Origin of the sequence: Croceibacterium soli (genome assembly GCF_009828065.1) — a bacterium.
Classification (GTDB): Bacteria; Pseudomonadota; Alphaproteobacteria; order Sphingomonadales; family Sphingomonadaceae; genus Croceibacterium_B; species Croceibacterium_B soli.
In genome coordinates this window covers 141,497-167,394 of the sequence record NZ_WTYK01000006.1, presented here as the reverse complement: position 1 = coordinate 167,394, position 25,898 = coordinate 141,497, and the positions used below count along the sequence as shown (strand labels likewise).

The following is a 25,898-nucleotide window of genomic DNA, read 5'->3' as shown; positions in this document are numbered from 1 at the left end:
TTCCCCTCGGCTAGTCAGGCCAGGCCGCCATTCCGCGAAAGGTATTCGATGACCGCCGTAATCCAGATCGTTGCTCTGCTCACCAACGTGGTCGTCATGCTGGTGATCGTGCAATTCGTGATCGGCCTGTTGTTCGCCTTTAACGTGGTGAGTTCCAGCAACCAGTTCGTCGTGCAGGTCTATCGCTCGATCAACGCCTTGATGGAGCCCGTGCTGGGGCCGATCCGGCGGATCATGCCGGACACCGGCTCGATCGACTTCTCGCCCCTGGTGCTGATCATCGGCCTGCAGATCCTGCTGATCGTGCTCAGCAGCGTCAGCTATTGAGCGGCGCCAGGATCATCGACGGGAAGGCTTTCGCCGCAGGCCTGCGGCAGAATGTCGCTGAACTGGCCCAGGCGTTCGAGGCGCAGGCCGGGCGGAAAGCAGGGCTGGCGGTCGTTCTCGTAGGGGAAGACCCGGCAAGCGAGGTCTACGTCCGCTCCAAAGCCCGGGCCACCCGCGAAGCCGGGATGAACAGCTTCGAGCACGCCATGCCCGCCGACACGCCGGAAGCGGCGCTGCTCGAGAAGATCGCGCATCTCAACGCCGATCCTGCGGTCGACGGCATCCTGGTGCAGTTGCCGCTGCCCGGATCGATGGACGAGCAGAAGGTCATCGCCGCGATCGATCCGGACAAGGATGTCGACGGCTTCCACGTGATCAACGCCGGGCGGCTGGCAGTCGGACAGGAGGGCATGGTGCCGTGCACTCCGCTCGGCTGCATGATGCTGCTGGAGAGCGAGCTGGGCGATCTCACCGGCATGGAAGCCGTGGTGATCGGCCGCTCGAACATCGTCGGGCGGCCGATGGCGCAACTGCTCGTCGACGCCGATGCGACCGTTACCGTCGCGCATAGCCGCACCAAAGGCCTGGCCGAGGTTGTCGGCCGGGCGGATATCGTCGTTGCGGCGGTCGGCCGGCCGGAAATGGTCAGGGGCAGCTGGATCAAGCCGGGTGCGACGGTGATCGACGTCGGCATCAACCGGGTCGAAGGCGAAGACGGCATGGGCCGGCTGGTCGGAGACGTCGCGTTCGCGGAAGCGCAGGAGGTCGCGGGCGCGATCACCCCGGTGCCGGGCGGCGTCGGCCCAATGACCATAGCCGTGCTGCTCAGGAACACCCTCGTCGCGGCCTACCGCCGCGAGGGGCTCGCGCTGGCGGAGGATGCGTTATGACTTTGGCGGGTGCGAACAGCCGGCGGACGGGAGTTGGTTTCATGCGCAAGACAGGCGCTGCGGTTCTCCTGCTGGCTCTCACCGCCTGCGCCAGCGGCCCGGGCGGGCGTGAGGCGCGGACCCTGAGGCCCACCGCCAATCCCACCGCCGTGATCGCCGCTGAACTCGCCTTTGCCCGTGCCGCGCGGGAGAAAGGCCAGTGGACCGCGTTCCGGGAGTACGCAGCGGACGACGCGGTGATGTTCGTGCCCCAGCCTGTGGACGCCCAGGACTGGCTCAGGAAGCAGCAGGACCCGCCGCAGTCGGTCGCCTGGCAGCCGCACCAGGTCTGGTCGAGCTGCGACGGCTCGCTGTCGGTGGTGAAGGGCGCCTGGCAGCGCCCTGACGGGTCGAACGGCTACTTCACGACCGTGTGGCGGCGCCAGCGGAACGGCAGCTACAAATGGACGATGGACCAGGGCGATGCCCTGCCGCAGCCGCTTGCCGCGCCCGAGATGATCGGCGCGACAGTCGCCGATTGCACTCCTAAGGCGGCGGGGTCGGTCGCTGCACCGGCGGCGGCCGGTGAGATCCGGCGGGACGGGCGGGCCGAGGACGGTTCGCTGTCCTGGTCGGTGGAGGTCGCGCCGGATGGCAGCCGCCGGGTGCAGGTAAACCTTTTGCAGGACGGCGAGATGAAGACGGTGCTCCAGGAAACGGCCGCCTCGCCGGCGGTTCGATGATAGAACTGTTCCTCTCCGCCTTCATCACCCTGTTCGTGGTGATCGATCCGCCGGGCTGCGCGCCGATCTACGCGGGGCTGACCCACGGCGCGACGGCGGTTCAGCGCCGGGCGATGGCGATCCGGGCAGTGCTCATCGCCGGCATCATCCTGCTGCTCTTCACCCTCGTCGGGCAGGACCTGCTCGGCGCACTGCACATCGAGCTCGACAGCTTCCGCATCGCTGGGGGGCTGATGCTGTTCCTGATCGCGCTCGACATGGTGTTCGAGAAGCGCACCCAGCGCCGCGAGGAACGCGCCGAGAAAGTCATGGCGACTCCGGAGGTGGAGGACGTCTCGGTCTTCCCGATGGCCATGCCGATGCTGGCGGGGCCGGGCGCGATCGCCTCGGTCATGCTGCTGGAAAGCGGTGCCGGCGGGATCGAGGGCACGCTCGTCGTGCTCGCCGCGCTCGGCACCGTGCTGCTGCTGACGCTGCTGGCCCTGCTCGCCGCGAGCCCGCTGATGAAGCTGTTCGGCGCGCGCGTCGAAGCGGTCATCACCCGCCTGCTCGGCGTGCTGCTGGCGGCCCTGGCCGCGCAGTACGTCATCGACGGGCTACGCGGCAGCTTCGGCGTGTAGCTTACTGCAGCGTCGCCGGTCCGTCGTCGGGGTCGCCCCTGGCGAAGAACTGCATGAGCTGGACCAGCAACTCGCAGCGGGTCGCCAGGTCGGAGGCTTCGAGCAGCGCCTGCTTCGCCGCCGCGTCGAACGGCGCGATTTGCGAGACCCCGTTGATCAGCGAGGCATCGTCCAGCTGGGCGACCGACTCCCAATCGACGGAGTAGCCCTGCCGCGCCGCGAAATCGCGCGCCTCCCGCTCGAAGCTCGCCCGTTCGACGGCGCTCAGGCCCTCGTACGGGGGATCGGCGATGAGCTCGCCATCGACCTGGCGGAACGGCGTGCCGACTTCGACCTCGCGCAGCAGGCGGAAGCGCGATTCGCCCTCCAGCACGATGTTGTAGCGGCCGTCCTCCAGCGCCTCGACGTCGTCGATCCTGCCGATGCAGCCGACCTGGAACAGCGGAGCGCCCTCGTTCGCCGCCTGGGGCTGGATCATCGCGATCCGCCGGTCGCGCGCGAGCGCGCTGCCGACGAGTTCGCGGTAGCGCGGCTCGAAGATGTGGAGCGGCAACTGCAGTCCGGGAAATAGGATCGCGCCGGCCAGCGGAAAGATCGAGAGGCGGACCGCGGCCACCTGGTCAGCCGAACAGCAGCAGCGAGAGCCGCCGGCGCTGGGATGCGACCCATGGGTCTTCCAGGCCGACCGCCTCGAAGATCTGCAGCAGCTTGGCCTTGGCCGCGCCTTCTTCCCATTCGGGATCGCTCTGCACCATGCGGAGCAGAGTGTCGGTCGCATTGTCCCGCTCGCCCGCGGCGAATGCGGCCTGGGCGAAGTCGAACTGGGCCCGCATGTCCGACGGGCGCTCGGCCGCAGCCTTGCGCAAGGCTTCGAGTTCGCCCTGGTCGACTTCGGTGCCGGCGAGTTCGAGCGTCTTGCCGGCCTGTGCCACGAGCGGGTCTTCCCTGAGGTCTTCGGGCACTGCATCGAAGGCGGCGCGCGCCTCTTCCTTGCGGCCTGCGCCGAGCAAGGCGCGAATCAGGCCGGAGTGCGCCCCCGCCTCGCCGGGCTCCATCTCTATGATCTGTTGGAAGATCGACGCGGCGCGTTCCGCGTCACCCTCCGCCATGACCTGCTCGCCCATCGCCACGAGCTGGGCGAGATCGGCCTGCCGGTCTCCGCCGGCACCGGCGCCGCCCTGGACAGGGAGCTTGGCGAGGATCTGGTCGAGCGCCTGCTTGAGCTGCGATTCGCTGCGCGCGCTGGTCAGGTCGGCGATCGGCTGGCCCTGGAAGATCGCGTAGACCGTGGGGATCGAGCGGACCTGGAACTGCGAGGCGATGAACTGCTCTTCGTCGACGTCGAGCTTGACCAGGACCACGCCCTTGTCGGCATATTCGGCGGCGACTTTCTCCAGCAGCGGGGAGAGCGCCTTGCACGGCCCGCACCATTCGGCCCAGAAGTCGAGAATCACCAGCTTGTCGCGGGAAGGGGCGACGACCGCCTGTTGGAAGCGTTCGACCGCCTTCTGTTCGTCGATGCTGAGGCCCATGCTCGCCAAAGGTATGCTCCTGTTGCCGCCGGTTTTGCGAAGCGCCCAATGTGGGCCTTTGCGGCCGATTGTGAAGGGCACGAACGAACACCGCAAGCACGGTAGATTTTCCCTTGCGGCCCTGCAGGTCGGGTGCTAACCGCGCGCCTCCCAACCGGCGCACCTAGCGCGCCGGAACGCCAGTGAGCGGGCGTAGCTCAGGGGTAGAGCACAACCTTGCCAAGGTTGGGGTCGAGGGTTCGAATCCCTTCGCCCGCTCCATTCGTTACCGGAAACCGGCATATGGCCGGTGCCGGAGCTGGCCGGCGACTTCCGACTCCAAGCCTCCTCAGGCCGGCTCCGCTGGATCGCTTCGTCGCGGCAGCGCCTCCACTCATCGCACCCTCGTGGCGCCGCGCCGCCGCTTCGCTATCGGCGATGTTACATCATAACATCAATGAGGCGCACCCCATGATCCGCATAATGCTGCTCAGCAGCGTAGCTTTCCTGCCGCTTTCCGCTGTGCACGCGCAGGGGACGACGGCGCAGCGTGCGGAGACGGCCGCGCCGGCCCGCCCGGCGACGCGCGGCGACGACGACTTCCATGGCGAGATCGTCGTGCGCGCCGGCGGGCTCGAGCGGCTCGACATGCTGGCCGGCACGTCGGTCGTCGAAGGTATCGAGCTGCAGCGCCACCTCGACGGGCAGATCGGCGAAGTGCTCACGCATCTGCCGGGGGTTTCCGCCACGAGCTTCTCCCCCGGCGCCTCCCGCCCCGTCCTGCGCGGCTTTCAGGGGGAACGGGTGCGCGTGCTGGTCGACGGAATCGGCTCGATCGACGCCTCCAACACTTCGGCCGATCATGCGGTGACGATCGATCCGCTGACCGCCGACCGGATCGAAGTCCTGCGGGGCCCGGCCGTGCTGCTCTACGGCAGCTCGGCTATCGGCGGCGCGGTCAACGTGATCGACAAGCGCATCCCCCTCCGCGTTCCGGAGGAACCCATCCACGTCGACGGTTTCGCCGCGATCGACAGCGCCTACGATCTGCGCGAAGGCGGAGCCTCGTTCGACGTGCCGCTGTCGGGCACCATCGCCCTGCACCTGGACGGATCGTACCGGAAGACGGACGATCTCGAAGTCGCCGGCTACACCCTGGCTGCCCCGCTGCGGGCCGACCTACTCGCCGATGCGGCCGAGGAGGAAGAGGAAGGGCACCTCGAGGAAGCGGAGGAACTGCGCGAGGCGGCGAACCGGCGCGGAGTCCTGCCCAACAGCGCCACCGAAACGAAGTCGCTCGGCGCGGGCCTGGCCTGGATCGGCAGCGGCGGCAGCCTGGGCGTATCCGCCGGATACTACGACACCGCCTATGGCGTGCCGATGCGGCCCGGCGCCGGGCACCATCACCACGGCGAAGAGGAAGAGGGCGAAGAGGAAGGCGAGGAGGAGCACGGCGAGGAGGCGGTCACCATCGGCCTCGAGCAGTTCCGCGCCGACTTGCGCGGGTCGCTTGCTCTGGGAGGCGGCTTGTTCGAGGAGCTGACCACGCGCTGGGGCTATTCCGACTACACCCACACCGAATTCGAAGGCGACGAGGTCGGCACCGTGTTCGATGTCGAGGGCGTCGAAGGCCGCGTCGAGCTGCTCCAGCGCGACCGCGGCGGCTGGCGCGGCTCGATCGGCGCCCAGTACATGCACCGCGACTTCTCGGCCGTCGGGGCCGAGGCTTTCGTGCCGCCGAACACCACGGACCAGATCGCCGTCTTCGCCCTGCAGGAATTCGACCTTGCGCCAGTCGAGCTCGAGCTGGGCGGACGCTACGAAAACACGTCCGTAGAGGCGCCGACCCTCGGCCGCGAGCGCAGCTTCGGCACGTTCTCGGGCGCGCTCGGCCTGTCCTACGAAACCCCAGCAGGCCTTCGCTTCGGCATCAACGGCTCGCGCACCGAGCGCGCCCCTTCGGCCGAGGAGCTGTTCGCCGAAGGGCCGCACATCGCCACCCAGCAGTTCGAGCGCGGCAACCCCGACCTGCGGAAGGAAGCGGCCTGGGGCCTGGAAGGCTATGTCCGGGGAACCCTGGGCGGTACGACCTTCAGCGCCGCCGTATTCCACAACTGGTTCGACGGGTTCGTCTACCTGCAGGACACCGGCCTGACCGAGGACGAACTGCCGGTCTTCCAATACCTGCAGGACGACGCGCGCTACTTCGGGGTCGAGGCGGAGGCCAGCTTCCCGCTCTGGCGGGGCAACGGCATGTCGCTGGTCGGCGACGTGCAGGGCGACTACATCCGCGCCACGCTCGACGACGGCTCACCCGTTCCGCGCATCCCGCCGCTGAGCCTGCTCGGCGGGCTGGAACTGCAGTCGGACCGGTGGGACGCGCGCGCCGAAGTGCAGTGGTTCGACGATCAGGACCGCATCGCCTCGTTCGAAACCCCGACGGACGGCTTCGCTCACACCAACCTCTCGCTCGCCTGGAAGCCGCTCCGCGGCGGCGAGAACGTGACGGTGCTGCTCCAGGCTAACAACGTGTTCGACGTGGACGGCCGCCGCCACGCCAGCTTCACCAAGGACTTCGTCCCGCTGGCCGGGCGCAACGTCAAGCTGAGCGTGAGGCTGAGCCTGTAGTAACGCCAGTCCCATAGGGGAGGAGCGCGTGCTCAGGGCCTATCTCACCCCCGCCCGAACGGGGCTAGGGGATACCATTCCCTTCCCTCCATCCGTTCGTCGGAGGCCCGCCTAGAGCTTGGGCAGCGTCACCCCGCGCTGGCCCATGTACTTGCCCGCGCGGTCGGCATAGCTCACCTCGCAGGGCTCGTTGCCCTTGAGGAACAGGAACTGGCACGCGCCTTCGTTGGCGTAGATCTTCGCGGGCAGGGGCGTGGTGTTGGAGAATTCCAGCGTCACGTGCCCTTCCCACTCGGGCTCCAGCGGGGTGACGTTCACGATGATCCCGCAGCGGGCGTATGTCGATTTGCCGAGGCAGATCACCAGCACGTCGCGCGGGATGCGGAAGTATTCCACCGTGCGGGCCAGCGCGAAGCTGTTCGGCGGGATGACGCAAACGTCGGTCTTGCGGTCAACGAAGCTGTTGGAGGCGAAGTTCTTCGGATCGACGATCGCGCTGTCGACATTGGTGAAGATCTTGAACTCGTCGGACACCCGCGCGTCGTAGCCGTAGGACGACAGCCCGTAGGAAATGCACCCCTCGCGCTGCTGCCGCTCCACGAACGGCTCGATCATGCCGCTGCGCGCGGCCTCCTCGCGAATCCATCGGTCACTGAGAATGCTCATGGGGGAGGGATTCCGGAACCGGCGTCAGGGGGCAAGCGGCGCGGGGCAGTTATCCCCCTCCTCCGAAGAGAAGGGGTATTCGAGCGTCATCCCCCGGCCAGCAGCGTCGCGTTGCCTCCCGCGGCGGTGGTGTCGACGGTCGTCACCCGCTCGATGGCGAAGCGGGCCAGGTAGTGCGGGCCGCCGGCCTTGGGTCCGGTGCCGGAGAGGCCTTCGCCGCCGAACGGCTGGCTGCCGACGACCGCGCCGATCTGGTTGCGGTTGACGTAGAGGTTGCCGACCCGCGCCCGCGCCTCGACGAAGCGGCGCACCGCGTCGATCCGGCTGTGGAGGCCGAGGGTCAGGCCGAAGCCGGTGGCGTTGATGTCCTCGATCACGCCGGCGAGGTTGTCCGCCTTCCAGCGAACCACGTGCAGCACCGGGCCGAAGTTCTCCTTCGCCAGGTCGGCGATCGAGCCGATCTCGACGATCGCCGGGGCGACGAAGCTCCCGGCCTGCACTTCGCCAGGCAGCTCGCGGCGGAAGACCGTGCGCCCGGCCTGCTGCATCGCCGCCACATGCTGGTCGAGGCCCGCTTTCGCCTCGGCGTCGATCACCGGGCCGACATCGGTCGCAAGCCGGGTGGGATCGCCGATCACCAGCGCCTCGAAGGCGCCGCGGATCATCTCCAGCACTGGATCGGCGATGTCTTCCTGCAGGTAGAGCACGCGCAGGGCGCTGCAGCGCTGGCCGGCGCTCTGGAAGGCGCTGGCGATCACGTCGCGGGTGACCTGTTCCGGCAGCGCCGAGCTGTCGACGATCAGCGCGTTCTGCCCGCCGGTCTCGGCGATCAGCGTCGCGATGGGGCCGGAGCGGGCGGCCAGCGTACGGTTGATCGCGTGGGCCGTGTCCGTCGAGCCGGTGAAGGCGACGCCGGACAGGCGCGCGTCGGAGGTAAGCAGGGCACCGACCTTCCCGTCGCCGGGCACGAGCTGGAGCACGTCGTCCGGAATGCCTGCTTCGTGGCACAGGCGCACCGCCAGCGCGGCGATGAGCGGGGTCTGCTCGGCCGGCTTGGCGAGCACCGTGTTGCCGGCCGCGATTGCCGCGCCGGCCATGCCGGTGAAGATCGCCAGCGGGAAGTTCCACGGGGAGATCGTCGCGAACACGCCCCGGCCATGCATTCGCAGCAGGTTCTCCTCGCCTGTCGGACCCGGCAGCGGCTTGGGCGCGCCGAACAGCGTGCGCGCCTCGCAGGCGTAGTAGCGCAGGAAATCGACCGCCTCGCGCACTTCCAGCACGCCGTCGAGCAGCGTCTTGCCCGCCTCGCACTGGCACAGCGAGATGAACTCGGCCGTGTTGGCCTCGAACAGGTCGGCGGCCCGGTCGAGCAAATCGGCACGAGCGTGTCCGCCGAGCGCGTCCCAGCCGGGCTGCGCGGCGACTGCGCGGGCGAAGGCGAGATCGACATCGGCCGGCGTGGCATCCAGTGCCTGTCCGACGGTCGTACCGTCCTGCGGGGAGCGCACCATGCGTGCTTCGACAAGCTCAGCACGAACGGGCTGTGGTTCGTTCGTGCTGTCTGCCGCCTCTGACCCTGCAGCCGTTCGTCCTGAGCCTGTCGAAGGACGCGCCAGGACCGTCGGAACCGCCGCCCACTCGCGCATTTCCAGCGACTGGAGCTTCGCCAGCAGCGGCTCGCGCACCAGCGGATCGGCCAGGTCCACGCCCGCGCTGTTCCGCCGTCCCGGGAAGATCTGCGCCGGCAGCGGGATCGCCGGGTTGCGCTTGGGCTCCAGCGCGGCGAGATCGCGCACAGGATCGGTCGTCAGCTCGGCCGCCGGCACTTCGGCATCGGCCATGCGGTTGACGAAGCTGGAGTTGGCGCCGTTCTCGAGCAGGCGGCGGACCAGATAGGCGAGCAGTTCCTTGTGCCCGCCCACCGGCGCGTAGATGCGCACTCGCGTCGGCCGGTCGCCTTCCCGCTCGGCGAGCGCCTCGTAGACGTCCTCGCCCATGCCGTGCAGGCGCTGGAACTCGAACTCGCGTCCGGCGGCGAGCGCCTTGATCGCGCCGATTGTGTAGGCGTTGTGGGTGGCGAAGGCCGGGTAGATGACATCCTCGGCAGCAAACAGCTTCGCGGCGCAGGCGAGGTAGGAGACGTCGGTGGCGATCTTGCGGGTGAAGACCGGATAGTCCGCGTAGCCGCCGACCTGGCTCAGCTTGATCTCGCTGTCCCAATAGGCGCCCTTGACCAGCCGCACCATCAGCCTGCGGCCGTGGCGGCGGGCGAGCGCGGCGACCCACTCGCACAGCGGCACGGCGCGCTTCTGATAGGCCTGCAGGGCGAGGCCGAAGCCCTCCCATCCGCCTTCAAACAGGTCGTCGTCCGCGACGAGCGCCTCGATGATGTCCATCGACAGCTCGAGCCGTTCGGCCTCTTCGGCGTCGATGGTGAAGTGGATGTCCGCCGCGCGCGCGGCCAGCGCCAGTTCGCGCACCATCGGGATCAGCGCGGCGCGGGCCGCCTCGGCATGGAAGAAGTCGTACTTGGGATACAGCGCCGAGAGCTTGACCGAGATGCCCGGACTGGCCTTCACGCCGTCCCTGGCTTCCTTCGCCAGCCGCGCGATCGCGCCGGCGTACGATGCGCGGTAGCGCTCGGCATCGGCGAACGTCATCGCCGCTTCACCGAGCATATCGAACGAGTGCGTCAGCCCGCGCTTCCGCTCCGGCGCCGCGCGCTTGAGCGCCTCGTCGATCGTGCGGCCGAACACGAATTGCCCGCCGAGGATACGCATGGCCTGCATCGTCGCCTGGCGGATGACCGGCTCTCCAAGCCGCCCGACCGCGCGGCGCAGCGTCTTGCCCATGCCCGCTTCGGCCTCGCGCCCGCCGCGCAGCACCTGGCCGGTCAGCATCAGCGAGAAAGTCGCCGCGTTGACGAACGTCGAGCTGCTTTCCCCGAGATGCTCGCCCCAGTCGATCCCGGCGAGCTTGTCGTGGATAAGCGCGTCCGCCGTCTCCGCGTCCGGCACCCGCAGCAGGGCTTCGGCCAGGCACATCAGCGCGATGCCCTCCTCGGTCGCGAGGCCATAGGCGCTGAGGAACGCGTCGAGGCCGGCCGCCTTCTGCGCCCGCGCGCCCTCGATCAGCCTGCCCGCCAGCGCGGCGGCATCGCCGTGCACGGCCGTGGCCGGAGCCGCCTGCCGCATCCGCTCGGCGATGCAGGCCTCCTCGTCCATGCGGAACGCGGCGCGGAGGGCGGAACGGTCGATTCGCGCCGGGCCGCTTGCCGGATCGCTCCTTCCGGTAACTCCGGCGGCACGCCCGGGACCCGACGCAACTTCGATCTTGTCATTGGAAGCCAGCACTTTGAACCCTCCACGGCGGCGCGACCGCACAGTGAGAAATCAGCGCCTCCTCTCGCGTGGCGATCGGCGAGCGGCGGCGAAAAAGCCAGGAAGCGCGGCTCATGCCCCCTTCCGACCCGTGTAGGAAAGTGATTTCTTGCGCTGTCCGGAATTACCCGACCCATTGGTACCGGAATGCATCGCCGTCTCGCTTCACGCGGCCGGCGCTGGTCCGCCGGAAGTGGGCCGGGAAGCACAGCAGGTCCTCGTCCGCCGCCCGTTCGAGCGTGCGCTTGCGGGTGGCGCTGGCCATGGCCGCGTCCATGTCGAATGCGAACGGCAGATCGTGGCGGATCAATTGCACCGGATGGTGGACCACGTCGCCCCAGAACAGCGCGGGCGCGCCGCCGGCCTGGGCGTTGATCGTGCAGCAGCCCGGCGAATGGCCGAAGGCCGGCTCCAGCCACACACCGTCGCCGATCTCGCGGTGGGCGACGTGGTTCTCGTCCACCAGCTCGCCTTTGCCGGCGTCCATCACCGGCAGGATCGAGTCGAGGAAGCTTTCGTAGTGCAGCTCCTCGCCCGCCGGATTGGCCTGGAAATACTCGTAGTCCCGCCGCCCGAAGAGATAGCGGGCGTTGGCGAACGTCGGCACCCACTTGCCGTTCTCCAGCCGGGTGTTCCAGCCGACATGGTCGAAGTGCAGGTGGGTGCACATCACCAGGTCGATGTCTTCCGGCGCGAACCCGGCGCGGCGGAGATTGCCGAGGTAATCGGTGTCGAGCCGGTGGACCGCCTCCAGCGAGCGGTTCTTGTGATTGCCGTCGCAGGTGTCGACCAGGATCGTCATCCCGTCGATCTCGATCACCCAGCTGTGGACCGAGAAGGTCATGAAGCTGGTCTCCGGGTCGCCGTTCACTTCGTCCGGCTGGTCGTACCAGGCCAGCAGGCGCTCCATGTCGGCGCGCGTGGTGCCGGGCAGCTGGCTCAGCAGCGGCACCGGGCTGTCCATCTCGTGCACCTTGTGGACGCGCATCCGCCCAAGCTCGATCGGCTTCATTGCTCTCTCCCGCCGGCTGTTCTAGCCGGTCCAGAGCCTTTTGGGAGAAAGCATGAGACAGGGCAACGGACTTGCCGATCAGGCGGTGCACACGAACGGCACCGTCGCCGACGCCATCGCGGCGGTGCTCAAGCGCGAAGGGGTGGAGATCGTCTTCGGCTACCCCCGCAACGCGATCCTCGAAGCCGCGGCGCGGATCGACATTCGCACTGTGATCGTGCGGCAGGAACGCACCGGCCTGCACATGGCCGACGCGGTCAGCCGGATGAGCAAGGGCGGGCAGATCGGCGTGTTCGTGATGCAGCAGGGGCCGGGGGCGGAGAACGCCTTTGGCGGCGTCGCGCAGGCTTATGCCGACAGCATTCCGGTGCTGGTCATGCCGCAGGGCTACACCCTGTCGCAGGCCCACGTTCCGTACAACTTCAACTCGGTCCGCTCGATGGCGAGCGTCACCAAGCACGCCGAGCCGCTGACTTCGGGCGAGGACGTCGTCCCGGTCCTGCGCCGCGCCTTCGCCATGCTGCGCAACGGCCGCCCGCAGCCGGTGCTGGTGGAGCTGCCCTATGACGTGCTGGACCGTCCGTTCGAAGGCGCGCTCGACTATGCGCCGGGCAAAGTGGTGCGCTCCCGGCCGGACGACGCGGACATCGAAGCGGCGGCCGATGTGCTGCTCGCGGCGAACAACCCGGCCATCTACGCCGGGCAGGGCGTCCACTGGGCCGAAGCTTACGAGGATCTGCGCGCCCTGGCCGAGCACCTGGCGATCCCGGTCATGACCAGCCTGCCGGGCAAGAGCACGTTCGACGAAACCCACCCGCTGGCGCTCGGCTCCGGCGGCAACGGCATCAACGGCGGCGTGCGCAAGTGGCTCGACGAATGCGACGTGCTGTTCGGCGTCGGCTGCAGCTTCACGGCGACTTCGTTCGGACTGGCGATACCCACCGGCAAGCGGGTGATCCACTCGACGCTCGACCCGCTCGACATCGACAAGTCGGTGCCTTGCGAAGTCGCGCTCGTCGGCGACGCCAGGCTGACACTCGCGGCGCTGCTCGAGGCTGTGCGGCGGCGGGTGCCGGAGAAGCGGGACGGTTCGCCGGTGGCGCAGGCGATCAAGGATACCGAGACCGCCTGGCTCGCCAAGTGGGAAGCCAAGCGCTCGCAGGACAGCGCGCCGCTCTCGCCGTACCGCGTGTTGCGCGATCTTTACGAGACCGTCGACGTGGCGAACACGATCATCACCCACGACGCCGGCAGCCCGCGCGACCAGCTCGTGCCGTTCTGGAAGAGCACGACGCCGCACAGCTACATCGGCTGGGGCAAGTCGACCCAGCTCGGCTACGGTCTCGGCCTCGCGATGGGGGCCAAGCTGGTCCACCCGGACCGCCTGTGCTTCAATGTCTGGGGCGACGCCGCCATCGGCTTCACCGGCACCGACCTCGAAACCGCCGCGCGCGAGCGGATCCCGATCCTCTCGATCCTGCTCAACAACGAGGCGATGGCCATCGAGCTGCCGATCATGCCCGTCGCCACGAGCAAGTACCGCGCTACCGACATCTCTGGCGACTACGCCGCGTTCGCCCGTGCGCTCGGCTGCCACGGGGAGCGGGTGACCGACGCCGCGGAGATCGTCCCCGCCCTGCGCCGCGCGATCGCCGCAACCGAAGCGGGTCAGCCGGCGCTGGTGGAATTCATCACCGAACAGGAAACCGAGATCTCCCGCGGCTGATGCGGAGGGCGGTGGCGCTAGCCGAAACGTTCCGCGTGCCTCCACCACCCCCAACCCCCTCCTCTGAAGAGGAGGGGGCTTCCCTATCACCCCTCCTCTTCAGAGGAGGGGCAGCGGGACTTGGCGAGCCGCAGGCGAGCCTAGTCGCAGCGGGGTGGTGCTGCGGCAGGCGCACGCGCTCCGCACAGATGCGCCTTTGCCTGAATCAATTCTCCCGATACGAATGCGCACAGGGAGAGGGTCGCAAATGATCGAACAGCAGGACGTGATCGTGGTCGGCGCGGGGCCGGTGGGGATGCTCACCGCGCTGGCGCTGGCGCAGGCCGGCGCGCGAGTGACGGTGATCGAGCAGGAGCGCGAGATCGTCAATTCGCCTCGGGCTGCGGTCTACTTTCCCTCGACGCTCGTGGTCCTCGAGGAGTTGGGGCTGCTTCAGGACTTGCTCGCGATCGGCTTCACGAACCGCACTTTCGGCACGCATGTCCCGGAATTCGGCTACTCCTCGGTGGTCACGATGGAGCCGGTCGAGGGTGTCGCCTACGACTACCAGCTCCATGCTGGGCAGCACGAAGTTGCCGGCGTTGCGATGGAGCATGCCAGGAAGCTCGGCGTCGAAGTCCTGTTCGACCACCGCCTCACGGCGATCGGAGATGGCGCAGACGGCGTGACCCTCACCGTCCAAACGCCGGACGGAGAGAAGCGGCTGGCGGCGAAATGGCTCGTCGGAGCGGACGGCGCGCGCAGCACCGTCCGCCGGCTCGCCGGCATCGCGTTCGAAGGTCACACATGGCCGGAACGCTTCGTCGCCACCAACGTGCGCTTCGATTTCTCGCAGCTCGGCTACCAGCAGGCGAATTTCGTCTGCGATCCGGTCAACATGGCGGTGATCGCGCAGCTCGATCGCAGCGGCCTGTGGCGCTGCACCTACATGGAGGACTCGGCCCTGCCGCTGAGCAGCTACGAAGAGCGCATCCACAAGCGCTACGAGTGGTTCATGCGCGGCTCGCGCGATTACGAGATCGTCTCCTCCAGCCCCTACATGCTGCACCAGCGCGCGGCCGAGACCCTGCGCAAGGGTCACGTCTTGCTAGCCGGCGATGCCGCCCATGCGACGAACCCTTGCGGCGGTCTCGGCCTCACGTCGGGCGTGTGGACCGGCATGGTCCTGGCCGACATCCTCGCCGCCGTGCTGCGCGGCGAGGAGGGCGAGTCTATCCTCGACCGCTATTCCGACGAGCGGCGGCGCGTCTTCTGGGAGGTTGTCAGCCCGGCCGCGACCGAGAACAAGCGCATGCTGCAGGAGAGCGACCCCGAACAGCGGCGGAACGACCTCGCGGCGATCCAGGCGCTGTCGGACGATCCCGAATCCGGCCCGATGCTGATGCTGTTCGCCTACAAGGTGATCGGCGACGTGCTGCGCGCAGGTTCGCGCTGGGAGGACGCCGATCCCACCCCGCGCGTGTCGCTCGACATCGCCGGACGGCAGGGGCAGATCCACTGATGGCCCGCAGCTATCGCCCCGCCGACCTTCACGCCGCCGGCGCTGCCTGCCCGCTAGCGCTTGCCGCGCAGGGGTTCTTCTGGACCGGCGGCGAGCTGGTCGAGCACGAGACGGCCGGGCCGGTCATGCGCGGGCAGCAATATGTCGAATACTGGATCCCGCGGGACCTGAAGCACGCCGTGCCGATCGTGATGATCCACGGCGGCGGCGGCCAGGGGACCGACTTCCTCGGCACCGCCGACGGGCGCGAGGGATGGGTGCACTGGTTCGTCCGGCGCGGCTGGGCGGTCTACGTCGTCGATCGGCCGCAGCACGGCCGCTCCCCGTTCCACCCAGCGGTCCAGGGCGAAATGGGCGGGGTGCCGCCGACCGCCTTCCTGGAGCGGATGTTCACCCGCCCGGCCGATTTCCCGGACAACTACCCGCAAGCCGCGCTGCACGATCAATGGCCCGGCAGCGGGCGCATCGACGATCCCGCGTTCCTGCGCTTCCTCGCCGGCACGGGCCCGACGCTCGCCGACCCCGCGCGGAGCCAGCGCGACGCCCAGCGCGCCGGGGCCGAACTGCTCGACCTGATCGGGCCGGCGGTGCTGCTGACCCATTCGGCCGGCGGCCCGCCCGGCTGGCTGATCGCCGATGCCCGGCCGGAACTCGTGCGGGCGCTAGTCGCGGTGGAGCCGCTCGGGCCGCCGTTCACCGCGCTCAGCGGCCCGCTGCCTTTCGGCATCGCCAATGCGCCGCTGACTTACGATCCGCCGCTGGCGGAAGGCCAAGCGCTCGAATGGCAGGAGCGCCCGGCCCCGCGCGATGGGCTGGTCGCCTGCAAGGTGCAGAAGGAGCCCGCGCGCCGGCTGCCGAACCTCGCCCGCGTGCCGATGGTCGTCGTCACCGCGGAAGCCTCTTGGATGGCGGCGGACAACCACGGGATGGTCGATTTCCTCGTCCAGGCCGGGTGCGACGTCGGGCATTTGCGGCTGGAGGACCAGGGCGTCCACGGAAACGGCCATGCCATGCAGCTCGAAAGCAACAGCGACGATGTCGCCGCCGCCATCGAAGGCTGGCTAAGGGCGCGGGGGCTGTAGCGCAAAGCCGGTCCGCGCTCCCAGTGCCAAAGCAAGAGGCCGCGGAACCGCGCCATCCAGGCGCAGGTTCCGCGGCCTCTCATGTCCTTGGACACTCGGACTTATGGTGCGGTCGAGAAGACTCGAACTTCCACGGGCTTTCGCCCACAACGACCTCAACGTTGCGCGTCTACCAGTTCCGCCACGACCGCATCATCGCAAAAAGGAGCCGACTTGGCGGCTCCCTCCGGGGTAGGAGCGGGCCCTTAGCAAAGGGGTTGTCCCCCCGCAAGCGGCACGGCCAAGGAAATGCGATTACCGCGCTTTTGCGGGATCAGCGCCCGTCCAGCTCGTCGCCGCTGAGGGTGACGACATGCATCAGGTTGGTCGCACCCGGGACGCCGAAGGGCACGCCGGCGACCATGATCAGCTTCGATCCCGCCTGGCCGAAGCCGTGCCGCAGGGCCATGCGCTTGCCCTTGGCGACCATCTCCTCGAAGCTGCCGATGTCGCGCGTGGTCACCGCATGGGCGCCCCACAGCAGAGCCACGCGGCGCGCCGTCTTGACCGAAGGCGTCAGCACCATCAGCGGGGTCTGCGGGCGCTCGCGAGCCACGCGTCGGGCGGTCGAGCCCGAATCGGTGAACACCACCACCGCCTTGATCGGCAATGTGGCGGCCATGGTCATGCAGGCGTGGCTGATCGCATCGGCCGTGGTCGTGTCGGGGATCGTTTCGTGGAAGTGGACCCGCGCTGCGTAGCTTTCGTCGTTTTCGACCTGGACGGCGATGCGGTCCATCATCGCCACCGCCTCTTCCGGCCACATGCCCGCTGCGGTCTCGGCCGAAAGCATGATCGCGTCGGCGCCGTCGTAGACGGCGTTGGCCACGTCGGACACTTCGGCGCGGGTCGGCGCCGGACTCTCGATCATCGATTCGAGCATCTGCGTCGCCACGATCACCGGCTTGCCCAGGCTGCGCGCGGCATAGACGATCCGCTTCTGCAGTGGCGGCACTTCCTCGGGATTGAGCTCGACGCCCAGGTCCCCGCGGGCGACCATGACGCCGTCGGCCAGCTCGAGGATCGCATCGAGCCGCTTGATCGCCTGCGGCTTCTCGATCTTGGCGCAAAGCGCACCACGGCCGTGCATCAGCCTGCGCGCCTCGGCGAGATCCTCCGGCCGCTGGACGAAGCTGAGGCCGATCCAGTCGGCGCCGTGCTCCATCGCGAAGGCGAGATCGCGGCGGTCCTTATCGGTCAGCGCCGGGATCGGCACTTCCGCGTCGGGCACGTTGACGCCCTTGCGGTCGGAGATCACACCGCCGATCTCCGCCGTGCAGACGATCGCCTCGGCATCGGCCGTCTCCACCCGCAGGCGGATCTTACCGTCGTTGATCAGCAGCCGGTGGCCTTTGGCCATCAGCCCGAACAGCTCCGGGTGCGGCAGGAACACGCGGGTCTCGTCGCCCGGCGTCTCGTTACGGTCCAGCGTGAAGCGGCCGCCGTGGGGGATGCGCGCTTCGCCATCCTTGAACGAACCGACGCGCAGCTTCGGGCCCTGCAGGTCGCACAGCACGGTGATCGGGCGGTTGAACTCCTTCTCCAGCGCGCGGACGTTCTTGATCGTCTCGGCATGAGTCGCGTGGTCGCCGTGGCTGAGGTTGACGCGGAAGGCATCTGCCCCGGCGCGCAGCAGGCGGCGGAGCATGTCGGGATCGGCGCTGGCCGGTCCGACCGTGGCGAGGATCTTGATCTTGCGACCGCGCGGATTCAGCTTGGGCGAGTGAGGCTTTGACATGGCGCCGCGCTATGCCAGAGCCGCGCGACAAGACAAGGACACATGCGACATGACCGACCGACCCGATCCGCTCGACGCCCTTCCGGACGCCGTCGCCGCCGCCGCTTTCCGCCGGCTCGTGCGGCACTTGCGCCACCGGCACGATGCGGAGAACATCGAGCTGATGGGCCTCGCCGGCTTCTGCCGCAACTGCCTCGCCGACTGGATCCGCGATGCCGGTTACGAAGGCGACAAGACCGACGCCCGCGAACTGATCCACGGCATGCCCATGTCCGAATGGAAGGCCAACTTCCAGGGGGAGGCGACGCCGGAACAGATCGCTCGCATGGAGGCGAGCCTGGCGCGGAACCAAGGGACCTGATCCGTACCTCCGCAGGTTGTGGCCGCAGGTTGTGGATAGCCGCCTTCACCGGTCCGGCGCGCGCCGCTATCAGCCGCGGGAACCCGATTCCCACCTTACTGACCGGAGCTATTCATGGCCGAATCCACCGACGACCGCCTGCGCCTGCTGATCGAACGCGTCGAACGTCTCGAAGAAGAGAAGAAGGGTATCTCCGACGATATCCGCGACGTTTATGCCGAGGCCAAGGCCGTCGGGTACGACGTCAAGATCATGCGCCAGATCGTCCGCCTGCGTAAGATGAAGCCCGACGACCGCGCCGAGATGGAAGCGATCCTCGACACCTACAAGGCCGCGCTGGGCCTCGGCTGAGCGCCTTCCGCTGAAGAGCGCGGCCCGGCCGAAAGGCCGCCGCGCTCGCTGCGCCGGAGGACACTTCGGCCGGCTGGGGAGTTGCCTGCCTGGCGGGCAATTCCGCTCCAGTGCAGCGAGGCCGTTTGTTCGAGCTTGATCCCTACCATGTCCTGCTCGCCGCGGCGGGTTCGGCCATCATCGCCTCCTACTGGTGGCCGAGGTTCTTCTCCGGCCGCGAGCCGGCGGCCTCGGCGCTCCTGGTCCTGACCGGCCTGGCGGCGTTCTCCTGGGTGCCGGGCATGCCCGCGGCGATCGACCCCACCAGTGCGCCGCGCCTGTGGGAAGTGACGGCGGAGCTCTGCGTCATCATCGGCCTGTTCGGCACCGGCCTCAGAATCGACAAGCTGACCGGCCACGGGTTGTGGAAGCCGACGATCCGCCTGCTCGTGCTCGCCATGCCGGCCACGATCATCGCGCTCGCCTTCGTCGGCTGGTGGCTTGCCGGGCTGACGCTCGCCGGCGGCCTTCTGCTCGGGGCGATCCTCTCTCCCACCGATCCGGTGCTGGCCGGCGACGTGCAGGTCGGCCCGCCTCTGGAAGGCGGAGAGCACCCGGTCCGCTACGCCCTGACGACGGAAGCGGGCCTCAACGACGGACTGGCGTTTCCTTTCGTGCACCTCGGCGTGCTGGTCGCCACGGCGGGGGTGCTGACGTCCGGCCTGTTCCTGGAATGGGCGCTGCGTGACGTGATCTACCGGATCGTTGTCGGCGCTGCCGGCGGCGCTGCCAGCGGATGGCTGCTCGGCCATGTGCTGTTCGACTGGCCGCGCGAGAATTCGCTGTCCAAGACCCAGACCGGCGTCGTCGCCTTCGCCGGGGTGATCTTCGCTTACGGCTTTACCGAGCTGCTGGAAGGCTACGGCTTCATCGCCGCTTTCGTGGCGGGGCTGGTGCTGCGGCGGGAGGAGTCGGAGGACCGGTTTCACGAGCGCCTGCACGATTTCAGCCAGTCGCTCGAGCATACGCTGACGGCGATTCTGCTCGTCGCCCTGGGTGCGGCGCTGCCGAGCCTGTGGCCCCACTTCGGCTGGCCCCAGGCCGTGATCGGGCTCGCCCTGATCTTCGTCATCCGACCGGTAGCCGCGTGGTTCGTGCTGTGGGGAACCGACCTTGGCTGGCGCTCACGCGCGGTCGTCGCGTTCTATGGCGTTCGCGGGATCGGTTCGATCTACTACCTCGCCTATGCCGGGCACCACGTCGAACTGGTCGATGAAGGCGCGCTGTGGGCGACGGTCGCTTTCGCGATCGTGCTTTCGACGGCGATCCACGGGCTCACCGCCGGCATCGCGGTCGAGCAGGCCACCGGCCAGCCACAGTAGCGGAGCGCTAGGCAGCTGCTATCCGGCAGCCAGCTCTATCCACGCAGGGGCGTGGTCGCTGGTCTTGTCCCAGCCGCGCGGTTCCAGGTCCACTTCCGCCCGGACCAGCCGGTCGACGAGCCCCGGGCTCAGCAGGAAATGGTCGATCCGCAGGCCGGCATTCCGCACGAACGCGTTCCGGAAGTACTTCCAGAAGGTATAGACCGTCTCGTCCGGATGCAGATGCCGCACGGCATCGGTCCAGCCCTGGCCGACGAGGCGGAACCAGGCCTCGCGGGCTTCGGGCGCGAACAGCGCGTCGTCCACCCAGCGCTCCGGCTTGTAGACGTCCCGTTCCGTCGGCATGACGTTGAAGTCCCCCGCCAGGATCACCGGCAGCCCGCTGTCGAGCAGCTCCCGCGCATGGGCGATCAGCCGCTCGAACCACAGCATCTTGTAGTCGAACTTGGGCCCCGGGCGCGGGTTGCCGTTCGGCAGGTAGAGCCCGGCGATCAGGACCCCGTTTACCGCCGCTTCGAGATAGCGGCTCTGCGCGTCCTCGCCTTCGCCGGGCAGCCGCCGGCGGGTCTCGTGAATCTCGCCGATCCGGCTGAGGATCGCGACCCCGTTCCAGCGCGGCTGGCCGTGCCAGATCGCGTCGTAGCCGGCGCGGCGGATCGCATCGATAGGGAAGCGCTCGTCCGGCGCCTTCAGCTCCTGCAGGCAGACGATCTCCGGCTGCCGCTGTTCGAGCCACCTGAGGAGCACCGGCAGGCGGCCGTTCACGCCGTTCACGTTGTAAGTGGCGATCTTCACGGCAGACAAATGCGCCAGACCTGCATCCGCTCCACAGGCGGGAGCTTTTGCCGGAACGCTCGCCAGTCCCGCTCATTCCGGCTGCAAACCCATTGCGGAAGGACAGCGTCATGGCGGACGACACCAAGCCGGTCGAGCGGGCCTATGTCGAGGAGATCGGCGAGGAGCCGCGACTTCCCGGCCACGAGACCGAGCTCGACCCCAAGCCCGAGTGGCAGCCGCGCTACCCCGGATCGGGCCGCCTTGCCGGCAAAGTGGCGATCGTCACCGGCGGCGACAGCGGCATCGGCCGCGCGACGGCGGTGCTGTTCGCGCGCGAGGGCGCCAAAGTCGCGATCGCCTATCTCGAGGAAGACGACGACGCGCGGATCACCGCCGACGCCATCGAGGCGGAGGGCAGCGAGGCGCTGCTCCATCCGGGCGATCTCGGCGAACCAGACGTCTGCCAGGGATTGGTCGACAAAGTGATCGAGAAGTGGGGGCGGCTCGACGTGCTGGTCAACAACGCCGGGGAGCAGCACCCGGACAAAGACGTCACCGACATCACCGTCGAGCAGTTGCAGCGCACCTTCCAGACCAACATCTTCTCGATGTTCTACCTCGTGAAGGCGGCCCGCCCGCATCTCAAGAAGGGTGCGGCGATCATCAATTGCACCAGCGTAACGATGTACAAAGGCTCCGCCGGGCTGCTCGACTACAGCGCCACTAAAGGCGCCATCGTGGCCTTCACGCGCTCGCTCTCGGAAAGCCTGATCAAGGACGGCATCCGCGTAAACGGCGTCGCGCCGGGCCCGATCTGGACCCCGCTCAATCCCTTCGGCGGCGCTCCGCCGGAGAAGGTCGAGCACTTCGGCGAGGACACCCCGATCGGCCGCGTCGGACAGCCGAACGAAGTGGCGCCGAGCTTCCTGTTCCTGGCCTGCGAGGATTCGAGCTACATGTCCGGCCAGGTCCTCCACCCGAACGGTGGAACGATTGTGGGAAGCTAGGGGGATCTGGGCTACCGGTGCCTGCCAGCAGGCTCCTGCGCTGCCTGCCACATGGACCCTGAAACGAGTTCAGGGTGACGATGAGTGATGGGGCCGTCCTGGAAACCCTCGTCATCCTGAACTCGTTTCAGGATCCATCTCGCCGCGCGCGAAGTTCTGGCGGAGGCGAGCGGTTTACATGGGAGGATCTTTCCTACCCCGCGCCCGCGAGTACCAGGCTGATGAACAGCGTGTTGTGCAAGGCGTGCAGCAGGATGCCGGCCCATAGGCCGAAGGTGACGCGCGCGTAGCCGAGGATCAGGCCGAGCAGGAACTGCGGCAGCGTCAGCGGGAGGAGGATCGCGGCGTTCCCTTCCGTGAAGTTGGCGAGGTGGACGCTCGCGAACGCCAGTGCGCTGAACAGGTAGAACCAGCGGGCGTGGCGCGCGAACAAGGCCATCGGCGGCCGCCTTCGCTTGCGCCACAGCAGGATAGCGGCGGCGATCGTGCCGATCACCGCCAGCGCCAGGAGAGCGAATGCGCCGCGCGCCCCGGGAAGCAGCAGCAGCGCCGCCCAGCCCAGTACCGCGGCGGCAAGGATCGCCAGCGAGGCCCCCACGTGTCCGGGCCGTCCCGATAGCCAGCCGCGGAACACCAACTCCTCGCCCAACGGCGCGCCGACTACGATCAGAGCGATCAGCGGCAGGCTTAACTCCAGGTCTTGCAGCAAGTGCCCGGGCAGCCTGAGGCCCAGCGCGGTCAGGGCAGCCATCCCGCCGATCAGGACCGCCATCAGCAGCAGGTCGAGTGCCAGCAACTGGGCCAGCCCGCGGAATGCCGCCGGCCCCGGCCGGCTCGCTCGGTCCGGCAAGGCCGGCCGGCGCAAGAAGGCCGCGAACGATCGCCATTCGCCCGGCGCGCGCGACGCCAAGCCGAGGCTTGTGGGTTGCCCTGTCATAAGGCTAATGCGGCCCCCTGAAATCACGATCAAGACGGGAACGAGACCACCCAATGGCCGGCCATTCCAAATTCAAGAACATCATGCATCGCAAGGGCGCGCAGGACAAGAAGCGCTCGGCGGCCTTCTCCAAGCTCTCGCGCGAAATCACCGTCGCGGCGAAGTCGGGCATGCCCGACCCCGACATGAACCCGCGCCTGCGCCTGGCGGTGAACAACGCCAAGGCGATGTCGATGCCCAAGGACAACATCCAGCGGGCGATCGACAAGGCCAGCGCCAACGAAGGCGATGAGTACGAGGAAATCCGCTACGAAGGCTATGGCCCCGGCGGTGTCGCGCTGATCGTCGAGGCGCTGACCGACAACCGCAACCGTACCGCCACCAACGTGCGTACCGCGTTCAGCAAGAACGGCGGTAACCTGGCCGCGACCGGCGCGGTCAGCCACGGCTTCGAACGCAAGGGCATGATCGAATACCCGGCCAGCGCGGGCGGCGAGGAACAGGTCCTCGAAGCCGCGATCGAAGCCGGCGCCGACGATGTCGAAAGCTCGGAAGACGGCCACACCATCTGGACCGAGATGGAAGCCCTGCACGAAGTCGCCGCCGCGCTGGAGAAGACCCTCGGCGAGCCGCAGGGCGTCAAGCTCGCGTGGAAGCCGAACCTCACCGTGGAAGTGAGCGAAGGCGACGCGCAGACCCTGTTCAAGCTGGTCGATGCGCTCGAGGACGACGACGACGTGCAGACCGTCTGGGGCAATTACGAAGTCTCCGACGAGGTGATGGAGAAGCTTTCCTGATCCTCCCCGGCACGGGGAGGGGGACCGCTCGCGCAGCGAGTGGTGGAGGAGGTCCTCCGCCAGCGCGGTGCTTGTGGCAGGGCCCCCTCCACCATGCCGCTTCGCGTCATGGTCCCCCTCCCCGTGCCGGGGAGGAATTGTGACGCTGATCCTCGGCCTCGACCCCTCGCTGAGCTGTACCGGCTGGGGCATCGTGCGGGCAGAGGGATCGCGGCTGGCGCACGTCGCCAACGGGCAAGTCGCGACCGACCCCAAGGCGCCGATGGCTGAACGCCTGCACCACCTGCACGACGCGATCTTCGCCGTGATCGGCGCCTACCGGCCCGACCGGGCGGCGGCGGAGGAAGTCTTCGCCAACAAGAACCCGCAGTCGACGCTCAAGCTCGCCCAGGCGCGCGGCGCTGTGCTGGCGGCCTGCGGGCGCGCCTCGCTGCCGGTTTCCGAGCACGCGGCGCGGCTGGTGAAAAAGGCGATCGTCGGCACCGGCGCGGCGGAGAAAACGCAAGTCCAGGCGATGCTGAAAGTGCTGCTGCCCGGCGCGGTGATCGGCGGGGCCGACGCCGCCGACGCGCTCGCCGTGGCGATCGCCGATGCGCATTTGGGAGGCCGCTAGTCAGCCTGGCTCTCCCCGTTCGCCCTGAGCTTGTCGAAGGGCCGCTTTTTCCTCTAGCGCGGCGCTGAAGAAAAGCGGGGCTTCGACAAGCTCAGCCCGAACGGTTTTGGTTTAGGGGGTAGCTGATGTTCCTGGTCGTCTTCCGCAACCGCAAGCGCGGCGATATCGACCAGGCCGCTTACGATGCGGAGGCCGAGCGGATGGAGGAACTCGCCCGTGCCCAGCCGGGGTTCCTCTCGTTCAAGTCCTATGCTTCCGAAGATGGCGAGGTGATCGCTCTGTCCGAATGGCAGGACGAAGCCTCGTCCCGAGGATGGGGCAGGGTGGCCGAACATCGGGCGGCGCAGCAGCGCGGCCGGTCGGCCTATTACGAGAGCTACACCATGTTCGCCTGCGCCGACCCGCGCATCCACCACTTCACTCTCAAGGACCACGAATGAGCGTTACCGTCTACGGCATCCCCAACTGCGACACGGTGAAGAAGGCGCGCAAGTGGCTCGACGAAATGTGCGTCGAATACAGCTTCCACGACTACAAGAAGCAGGGCGCCGATCCGGCCAAGCTGCGCCGGTGGGTGGAGGAGGCGGGCTGGGAGACGGTGCTCAACCGGCGCGGCACGACCTTCCGCAAGCTGGGCGAGGCCGACAAGGCCGATCTTAACCCGGCGAAGGCAGTATCGCTGATGGAGGCGTATCCGTCCGCCATCAAGCGGCCCGTCGTGGAGTACCCGGGCGGGCTGCTGGTCGGCTTCGATCCGGCGGAGTGGGAAGCGGCCCTCCTCTAAATCCTCCCCGGGACGGGGAGGTGGCAGCCCGTAGGGCTGACGGAGGGGGCCCGCCTCCTGGTGCGTCGTGCCTGCGGCGGGCCCCCTCCACCATGCTTCGCATGGTCCCCCCCCCCCCCCCCCCCCCGTCCCGGGGAGGATTGGGTTGGCGATCGGACTGCCCGCTCAGCTTAGGAAATAGTCGCGCGGCTGCAGCGGCTCCGGCGCTGGTTCGCCAAGGTGCGGGGCAAAGCTGATCTCCGCCTGGCGGCAGATGGCGTCGAGCGGCAAGCCGTTGGCGGTGAGGCCGAACGGATGGCTCAGCTCTTCCGTCACTTCCGCGAGGCCGAGGAAGACGTAGGCGACGATGCCGACGAAGACCGGCGCCAGCCATCCGGCCGGCCCGATCAGGGCCAGCGGCAGCATCAGGCAGAACAGATAGGTCGTGCGGTAGACCAGCAGCGAATAGACGTAGGGCAGCGGGGTGACGGCGATGCGCTCGCAGCCGGCCTGCTGCAGGGCCATGCTGCCGAGCCGCTCCGCCAGGGCGCGCATCCCGAAGCCGTCGACAGCTCCGCCGCGCTGCGCCGCCGCGAGCTGCGCGGCGAGCGCGTCTAGCGCGGCGTCGGGCGGGTGCGCAGCATCGGCCAGCTCTCCGCCGAGCTGGCGTGCGGCCGGATCGTCCTTCAGGCCGCGCAAGTTGGCGCGGTGCAGGTGGAGGAAGGCGAGCGCCTGCCGCAGCATCGGCGCGCGCAGCACCGGGTCGGTGACGAACAGGTCCACCTCGCGGGCGAAGGAGCGCAAGTCCGCCAGCAGCCCGCCCCACAGCTTGCGCGCTTCCCACCAGCGTTCGTACGCCGCGTTGTTGCGGAAGCCGAGGAACAGCGACAGCGCGATGCCGAACACGGTGAAGGCGAGGCCGCCGACCGACGGCAGGAAGCCGAAGCGCTCCTGCACCGCCACCATCAGCGCCGCGAACAGCATCAGCACCGCGATGCGCGGGGCGATCGCCGGCACGATCGATCCGCGCAAGGCGAAGATCAGGTCGAGCGGGCGGGGCGTGTCGCGGACGATCATGATGCGGGAGGG

At 68.4% G+C, this 25,898-nt stretch carries 25 protein-coding genes and 2 tRNA genes; 17 read left to right on the top strand and 10 right to left on the bottom strand.

Translation table 11 applies throughout. The annotated features are described in order from the left end of the window. The first annotated feature begins 48 nt into the window (after positions 1–48). Genes GRI75_RS11440 through GRI75_RS11425 form a run of 4 tightly spaced genes read left to right on the top strand, consistent with a single transcriptional unit; the run spans position 49 to position 2,559 of the window. Positions 49–327: a YggT family protein gene (locus GRI75_RS11440; protein WP_160747111.1), complete on the top strand. Its 279-nt coding sequence runs from the start codon at positions 49–51 to the stop codon at positions 325–327. Then, positions 324–1,217, top strand: a complete 894-nt coding sequence (gene folD / locus GRI75_RS11435) for a bifunctional methylenetetrahydrofolate dehydrogenase/methenyltetrahydrofolate cyclohydrolase FolD (protein WP_160747110.1) — start codon at positions 324–326, stop codon at positions 1,215–1,217. Before GRI75_RS11440 ends, folD begins: the two co-directional genes overlap by 4 nt. A 41-nt stretch (positions 1,218–1,258) precedes the next feature. Beyond that, positions 1,259–1,939, top strand: coding sequence for a Cif family virulence factor (locus tag GRI75_RS11430; protein WP_160747109.1), 681 nt, complete (start codon positions 1,259–1,261; stop codon positions 1,937–1,939). Beyond that, positions 1,936–2,559, top strand: coding sequence for a MarC family protein (locus GRI75_RS11425; RefSeq protein ID WP_160747108.1), 624 nt, complete (start codon positions 1,936–1,938; stop codon positions 2,557–2,559). The genes GRI75_RS11430 and GRI75_RS11425 overlap by 4 nt, the downstream gene beginning before the upstream one ends. Position 2,560: 1 nt before the next feature. Here GRI75_RS11425 and GRI75_RS11420 read toward each other — a convergent pair whose 3' ends face one another. Next, positions 2,561–3,175, bottom strand: coding sequence for an LON peptidase substrate-binding domain-containing protein (locus tag GRI75_RS11420; RefSeq protein WP_160747107.1), 615 nt, complete (start codon positions 3,173–3,175; stop codon positions 2,561–2,563). Between the two features lie 4 nt (positions 3,176–3,179). Next, positions 3,180–4,091, bottom strand: a complete 912-nt coding sequence (locus GRI75_RS11415; RefSeq protein WP_160747157.1) for a tetratricopeptide repeat protein — start codon at positions 4,089–4,091, stop codon at positions 3,180–3,182. Between the two features lie 186 nt (positions 4,092–4,277). On the opposite strand from GRI75_RS11415, the gene GRI75_RS11410 reads away from it, so the two are divergent. Together GRI75_RS11410 and GRI75_RS11405 are read left to right on the top strand one after the other, a co-directional pair. Then, positions 4,278–4,352 (top strand) — tRNA-Gly (locus GRI75_RS11410). Between the two features lie 189 nt (positions 4,353–4,541). Then, positions 4,542–6,698 (top strand): TonB-dependent receptor, encoded by a 2,157-nt coding sequence (locus tag GRI75_RS11405; protein ID WP_235911476.1) that lies wholly within the window; start codon positions 4,542–4,544, stop codon positions 6,696–6,698. Between the two features lie 111 nt (positions 6,699–6,809). Here the strand turns inward: GRI75_RS11405 and dcd are convergent, their stop codons facing one another. The 3 genes from dcd to GRI75_RS11390 all read right to left on the bottom strand — a co-directional run bounded on the left by dcd (position 6,810) and on the right by GRI75_RS11390 (position 11,756). Next, complete coding sequence (gene dcd, locus GRI75_RS11400) at positions 6,810–7,364, bottom strand: dCTP deaminase (protein ID WP_160747106.1); 555 nt, start codon at positions 7,362–7,364, stop codon at positions 6,810–6,812. Between the two features lie 86 nt (positions 7,365–7,450). After that, positions 7,451–10,588, bottom strand: a complete 3,138-nt coding sequence (gene putA, locus GRI75_RS11395; RefSeq protein ID WP_160747155.1) for a bifunctional proline dehydrogenase/L-glutamate gamma-semialdehyde dehydrogenase PutA — start codon at positions 10,586–10,588, stop codon at positions 7,451–7,453. 280 nt (positions 10,589–10,868) lie between these two features. Continuing rightward, on the bottom strand, positions 10,869–11,756 hold the full coding sequence (locus GRI75_RS11390; protein WP_160747105.1) for an MBL fold metallo-hydrolase: 888 nt from the start codon (positions 11,754–11,756) through the stop codon (positions 10,869–10,871). Positions 11,757–11,808: 52 nt separating this feature from the next. Here GRI75_RS11390 and GRI75_RS11385 point away from each other — a divergent pair, with 52 nt between their 5' ends. The 3 genes from GRI75_RS11385 to GRI75_RS11375 all read left to right on the top strand — a co-directional run bounded on the left by GRI75_RS11385 (position 11,809) and on the right by GRI75_RS11375 (position 16,065). Then, on the top strand, positions 11,809–13,482 hold the full coding sequence (locus GRI75_RS11385; protein WP_160747104.1) for a thiamine pyrophosphate-requiring protein: 1,674 nt from the start codon (positions 11,809–11,811) through the stop codon (positions 13,480–13,482). A gap of 247 nt (positions 13,483–13,729) precedes the next feature. Further along, positions 13,730–14,983: an FAD-dependent oxidoreductase gene (locus GRI75_RS11380; RefSeq protein WP_160747103.1), complete on the top strand. Its 1,254-nt coding sequence runs from the start codon at positions 13,730–13,732 to the stop codon at positions 14,981–14,983. Beyond that, positions 14,983–16,065 carry an alpha/beta hydrolase gene (locus GRI75_RS11375; protein WP_160747102.1) on the top strand — a complete coding sequence of 361 codons (1,083 nt, stop codon included), beginning with the start codon at positions 14,983–14,985 and terminating at the stop codon, positions 16,063–16,065. The genes GRI75_RS11380 and GRI75_RS11375 overlap by 1 nt, the downstream gene beginning before the upstream one ends. A 104-nt stretch (positions 16,066–16,169) precedes the next feature. On the opposite strand, the gene GRI75_RS11370 is transcribed toward GRI75_RS11375, so the two are convergent. After that, a tRNA-Leu gene (locus GRI75_RS11370) sits at positions 16,170–16,256 on the bottom strand. A 122-nt stretch (positions 16,257–16,378) separates the two neighbouring features. Beyond that, positions 16,379–17,842, bottom strand: coding sequence for a pyruvate kinase (gene pyk, locus GRI75_RS11365; protein ID WP_160747101.1), 1,464 nt, complete (start codon positions 17,840–17,842; stop codon positions 16,379–16,381). Positions 17,843–17,891: 49 nt separating this feature from the next. Here pyk and GRI75_RS11360 point away from each other — a divergent pair, with 49 nt between their 5' ends. The 3 genes from GRI75_RS11360 to GRI75_RS11350 all read left to right on the top strand — a co-directional run bounded on the left by GRI75_RS11360 (position 17,892) and on the right by GRI75_RS11350 (position 19,915). Then, complete coding sequence (locus GRI75_RS11360) at positions 17,892–18,203, top strand: DUF1244 domain-containing protein (RefSeq protein WP_160747100.1); 312 nt, start codon at positions 17,892–17,894, stop codon at positions 18,201–18,203. A 114-nt stretch (positions 18,204–18,317) separates the two neighbouring features. Next, entirely contained in the window at positions 18,318–18,554 is a 237-nt protein-coding gene (locus GRI75_RS11355) for a DUF2312 domain-containing protein (RefSeq protein WP_160747099.1), read from the top strand. Positions 18,555–18,679: 125 nt separating this feature from the next. After that, positions 18,680–19,915: a cation:proton antiporter gene (locus tag GRI75_RS11350; protein ID WP_160747098.1), complete on the top strand. Its 1,236-nt coding sequence runs from the start codon at positions 18,680–18,682 to the stop codon at positions 19,913–19,915. An 18-nt stretch (positions 19,916–19,933) separates the two neighbouring features. Here the strand turns inward: GRI75_RS11350 and GRI75_RS11345 are convergent, their stop codons facing one another. Then, on the bottom strand, positions 19,934–20,710 hold the full coding sequence (locus tag GRI75_RS11345) for an exodeoxyribonuclease III (protein WP_160747097.1): 777 nt from the start codon (positions 20,708–20,710) through the stop codon (positions 19,934–19,936). Positions 20,711–20,820: 110 nt separating this feature from the next. Here GRI75_RS11345 and GRI75_RS11340 point away from each other — a divergent pair, with 110 nt between their 5' ends. Then, positions 20,821–21,699 carry an SDR family oxidoreductase gene (locus GRI75_RS11340; protein ID WP_160747096.1) on the top strand — a complete coding sequence of 293 codons (879 nt, stop codon included), beginning with the start codon at positions 20,821–20,823 and terminating at the stop codon, positions 21,697–21,699. 193 nt (positions 21,700–21,892) lie between these two features. Here GRI75_RS11340 and GRI75_RS11335 read toward each other — a convergent pair whose 3' ends face one another. Beyond that, positions 21,893–22,549: a CPBP family glutamic-type intramembrane protease gene (locus tag GRI75_RS11335; protein ID WP_160747095.1), complete on the bottom strand. Its 657-nt coding sequence runs from the start codon at positions 22,547–22,549 to the stop codon at positions 21,893–21,895. Positions 22,550–22,689: 140 nt separating this feature from the next. Here GRI75_RS11335 and GRI75_RS11330 point away from each other — a divergent pair, with 140 nt between their 5' ends. From GRI75_RS11330 to GRI75_RS11315, 4 genes are all read left to right on the top strand, one after another. Further along, positions 22,690–23,433 carry a YebC/PmpR family DNA-binding transcriptional regulator gene (locus tag GRI75_RS11330; protein WP_160747094.1) on the top strand — a complete coding sequence of 248 codons (744 nt, stop codon included), beginning with the start codon at positions 22,690–22,692 and terminating at the stop codon, positions 23,431–23,433. Positions 23,434–23,572: 139 nt separating this feature from the next. Continuing rightward, complete coding sequence (ruvC, locus tag GRI75_RS11325; RefSeq protein ID WP_160747093.1) at positions 23,573–24,046, top strand: crossover junction endodeoxyribonuclease RuvC; 474 nt, start codon at positions 23,573–23,575, stop codon at positions 24,044–24,046. A 125-nt stretch (positions 24,047–24,171) separates the two neighbouring features. After that, the gene (locus GRI75_RS11320) at positions 24,172–24,486 is read left to right on the top strand and encodes an antibiotic biosynthesis monooxygenase family protein (RefSeq protein ID WP_160747092.1); all 315 of its coding nucleotides are present in this window, start codon (positions 24,172–24,174) and stop codon (positions 24,484–24,486) included. Then, positions 24,483–24,830 carry an arsenate reductase gene (locus GRI75_RS11315; RefSeq protein WP_160747091.1) on the top strand — a complete coding sequence of 116 codons (348 nt, stop codon included), beginning with the start codon at positions 24,483–24,485 and terminating at the stop codon, positions 24,828–24,830. Before GRI75_RS11320 ends, GRI75_RS11315 begins: the two co-directional genes overlap by 4 nt. Positions 24,831–24,995: 165 nt before the next feature. Here the strand turns inward: GRI75_RS11315 and GRI75_RS11310 are convergent, their stop codons facing one another. Then, positions 24,996–25,886, bottom strand: coding sequence for a bestrophin family protein (locus tag GRI75_RS11310; protein ID WP_160747090.1), 891 nt, complete (start codon positions 25,884–25,886; stop codon positions 24,996–24,998). Between the last annotated feature and the right edge of the window lie 12 nt (positions 25,887–25,898).

Bases quoted from the DNA above. Each gene is read 5' to 3' on its own strand.
- GRI75_RS11440 (WP_160747111.1), top strand. From the start codon at position 49: ATGACCGCCGTAATCCAGATCGTTGCTCTGCTCACCAACGTGGTCGTC.
- GRI75_RS11430 (WP_160747109.1), top strand. From the start codon at position 1,259: ATGCGCAAGACAGGCGCTGCGGTTCTCCTGCTGGCTCTCACCGCCTGC.
- GRI75_RS11425 (WP_160747108.1), top strand. From the start codon at position 1,936: ATGATAGAACTGTTCCTCTCCGCCTTCATCACCCTGTTCGTGGTGATC.
- GRI75_RS11415 (WP_160747157.1), bottom strand. From the start codon at position 4,091: ATGGGCCTCAGCATCGACGAACAGAAGGCGGTCGAACGCTTCCAACAG.
- GRI75_RS11405 (WP_235911476.1), top strand. From the start codon at position 4,542: ATGATCCGCATAATGCTGCTCAGCAGCGTAGCTTTCCTGCCGCTTTCC.
- dcd (WP_160747106.1), bottom strand. From the start codon at position 7,364: ATGAGCATTCTCAGTGACCGATGGATTCGCGAGGAGGCCGCGCGCAGC.
- putA (WP_160747155.1), bottom strand. From the start codon at position 10,588: ATGGACGAGGAGGCCTGCATCGCCGAGCGGATGCGGCAGGCGGCTCCG.
- GRI75_RS11390 (WP_160747105.1), bottom strand. From the start codon at position 11,756: ATGAAGCCGATCGAGCTTGGGCGGATGCGCGTCCACAAGGTGCACGAG.
- GRI75_RS11385 (WP_160747104.1), top strand. From the start codon at position 11,809: ATGAGACAGGGCAACGGACTTGCCGATCAGGCGGTGCACACGAACGGC.
- GRI75_RS11380 (WP_160747103.1), top strand. From the start codon at position 13,730: ATGATCGAACAGCAGGACGTGATCGTGGTCGGCGCGGGGCCGGTGGGG.
- GRI75_RS11375 (WP_160747102.1), top strand. From the start codon at position 14,983: ATGGCCCGCAGCTATCGCCCCGCCGACCTTCACGCCGCCGGCGCTGCC.
- pyk (WP_160747101.1), bottom strand. From the start codon at position 17,842: ATGTCAAAGCCTCACTCGCCCAAGCTGAATCCGCGCGGTCGCAAGATC.
- GRI75_RS11360 (WP_160747100.1), top strand. From the start codon at position 17,892: ATGACCGACCGACCCGATCCGCTCGACGCCCTTCCGGACGCCGTCGCC.
- GRI75_RS11355 (WP_160747099.1), top strand. From the start codon at position 18,318: ATGGCCGAATCCACCGACGACCGCCTGCGCCTGCTGATCGAACGCGTC.
- GRI75_RS11340 (WP_160747096.1), top strand. From the start codon at position 20,821: ATGGCGGACGACACCAAGCCGGTCGAGCGGGCCTATGTCGAGGAGATC.
- GRI75_RS11330 (WP_160747094.1), top strand. From the start codon at position 22,690: ATGGCCGGCCATTCCAAATTCAAGAACATCATGCATCGCAAGGGCGCG.
- GRI75_RS11320 (WP_160747092.1), top strand. From the start codon at position 24,172: ATGTTCCTGGTCGTCTTCCGCAACCGCAAGCGCGGCGATATCGACCAG.
- GRI75_RS11315 (WP_160747091.1), top strand. From the start codon at position 24,483: ATGAGCGTTACCGTCTACGGCATCCCCAACTGCGACACGGTGAAGAAG.
- GRI75_RS11310 (WP_160747090.1), bottom strand. From the start codon at position 25,886: ATGATCGTCCGCGACACGCCCCGCCCGCTCGACCTGATCTTCGCCTTG.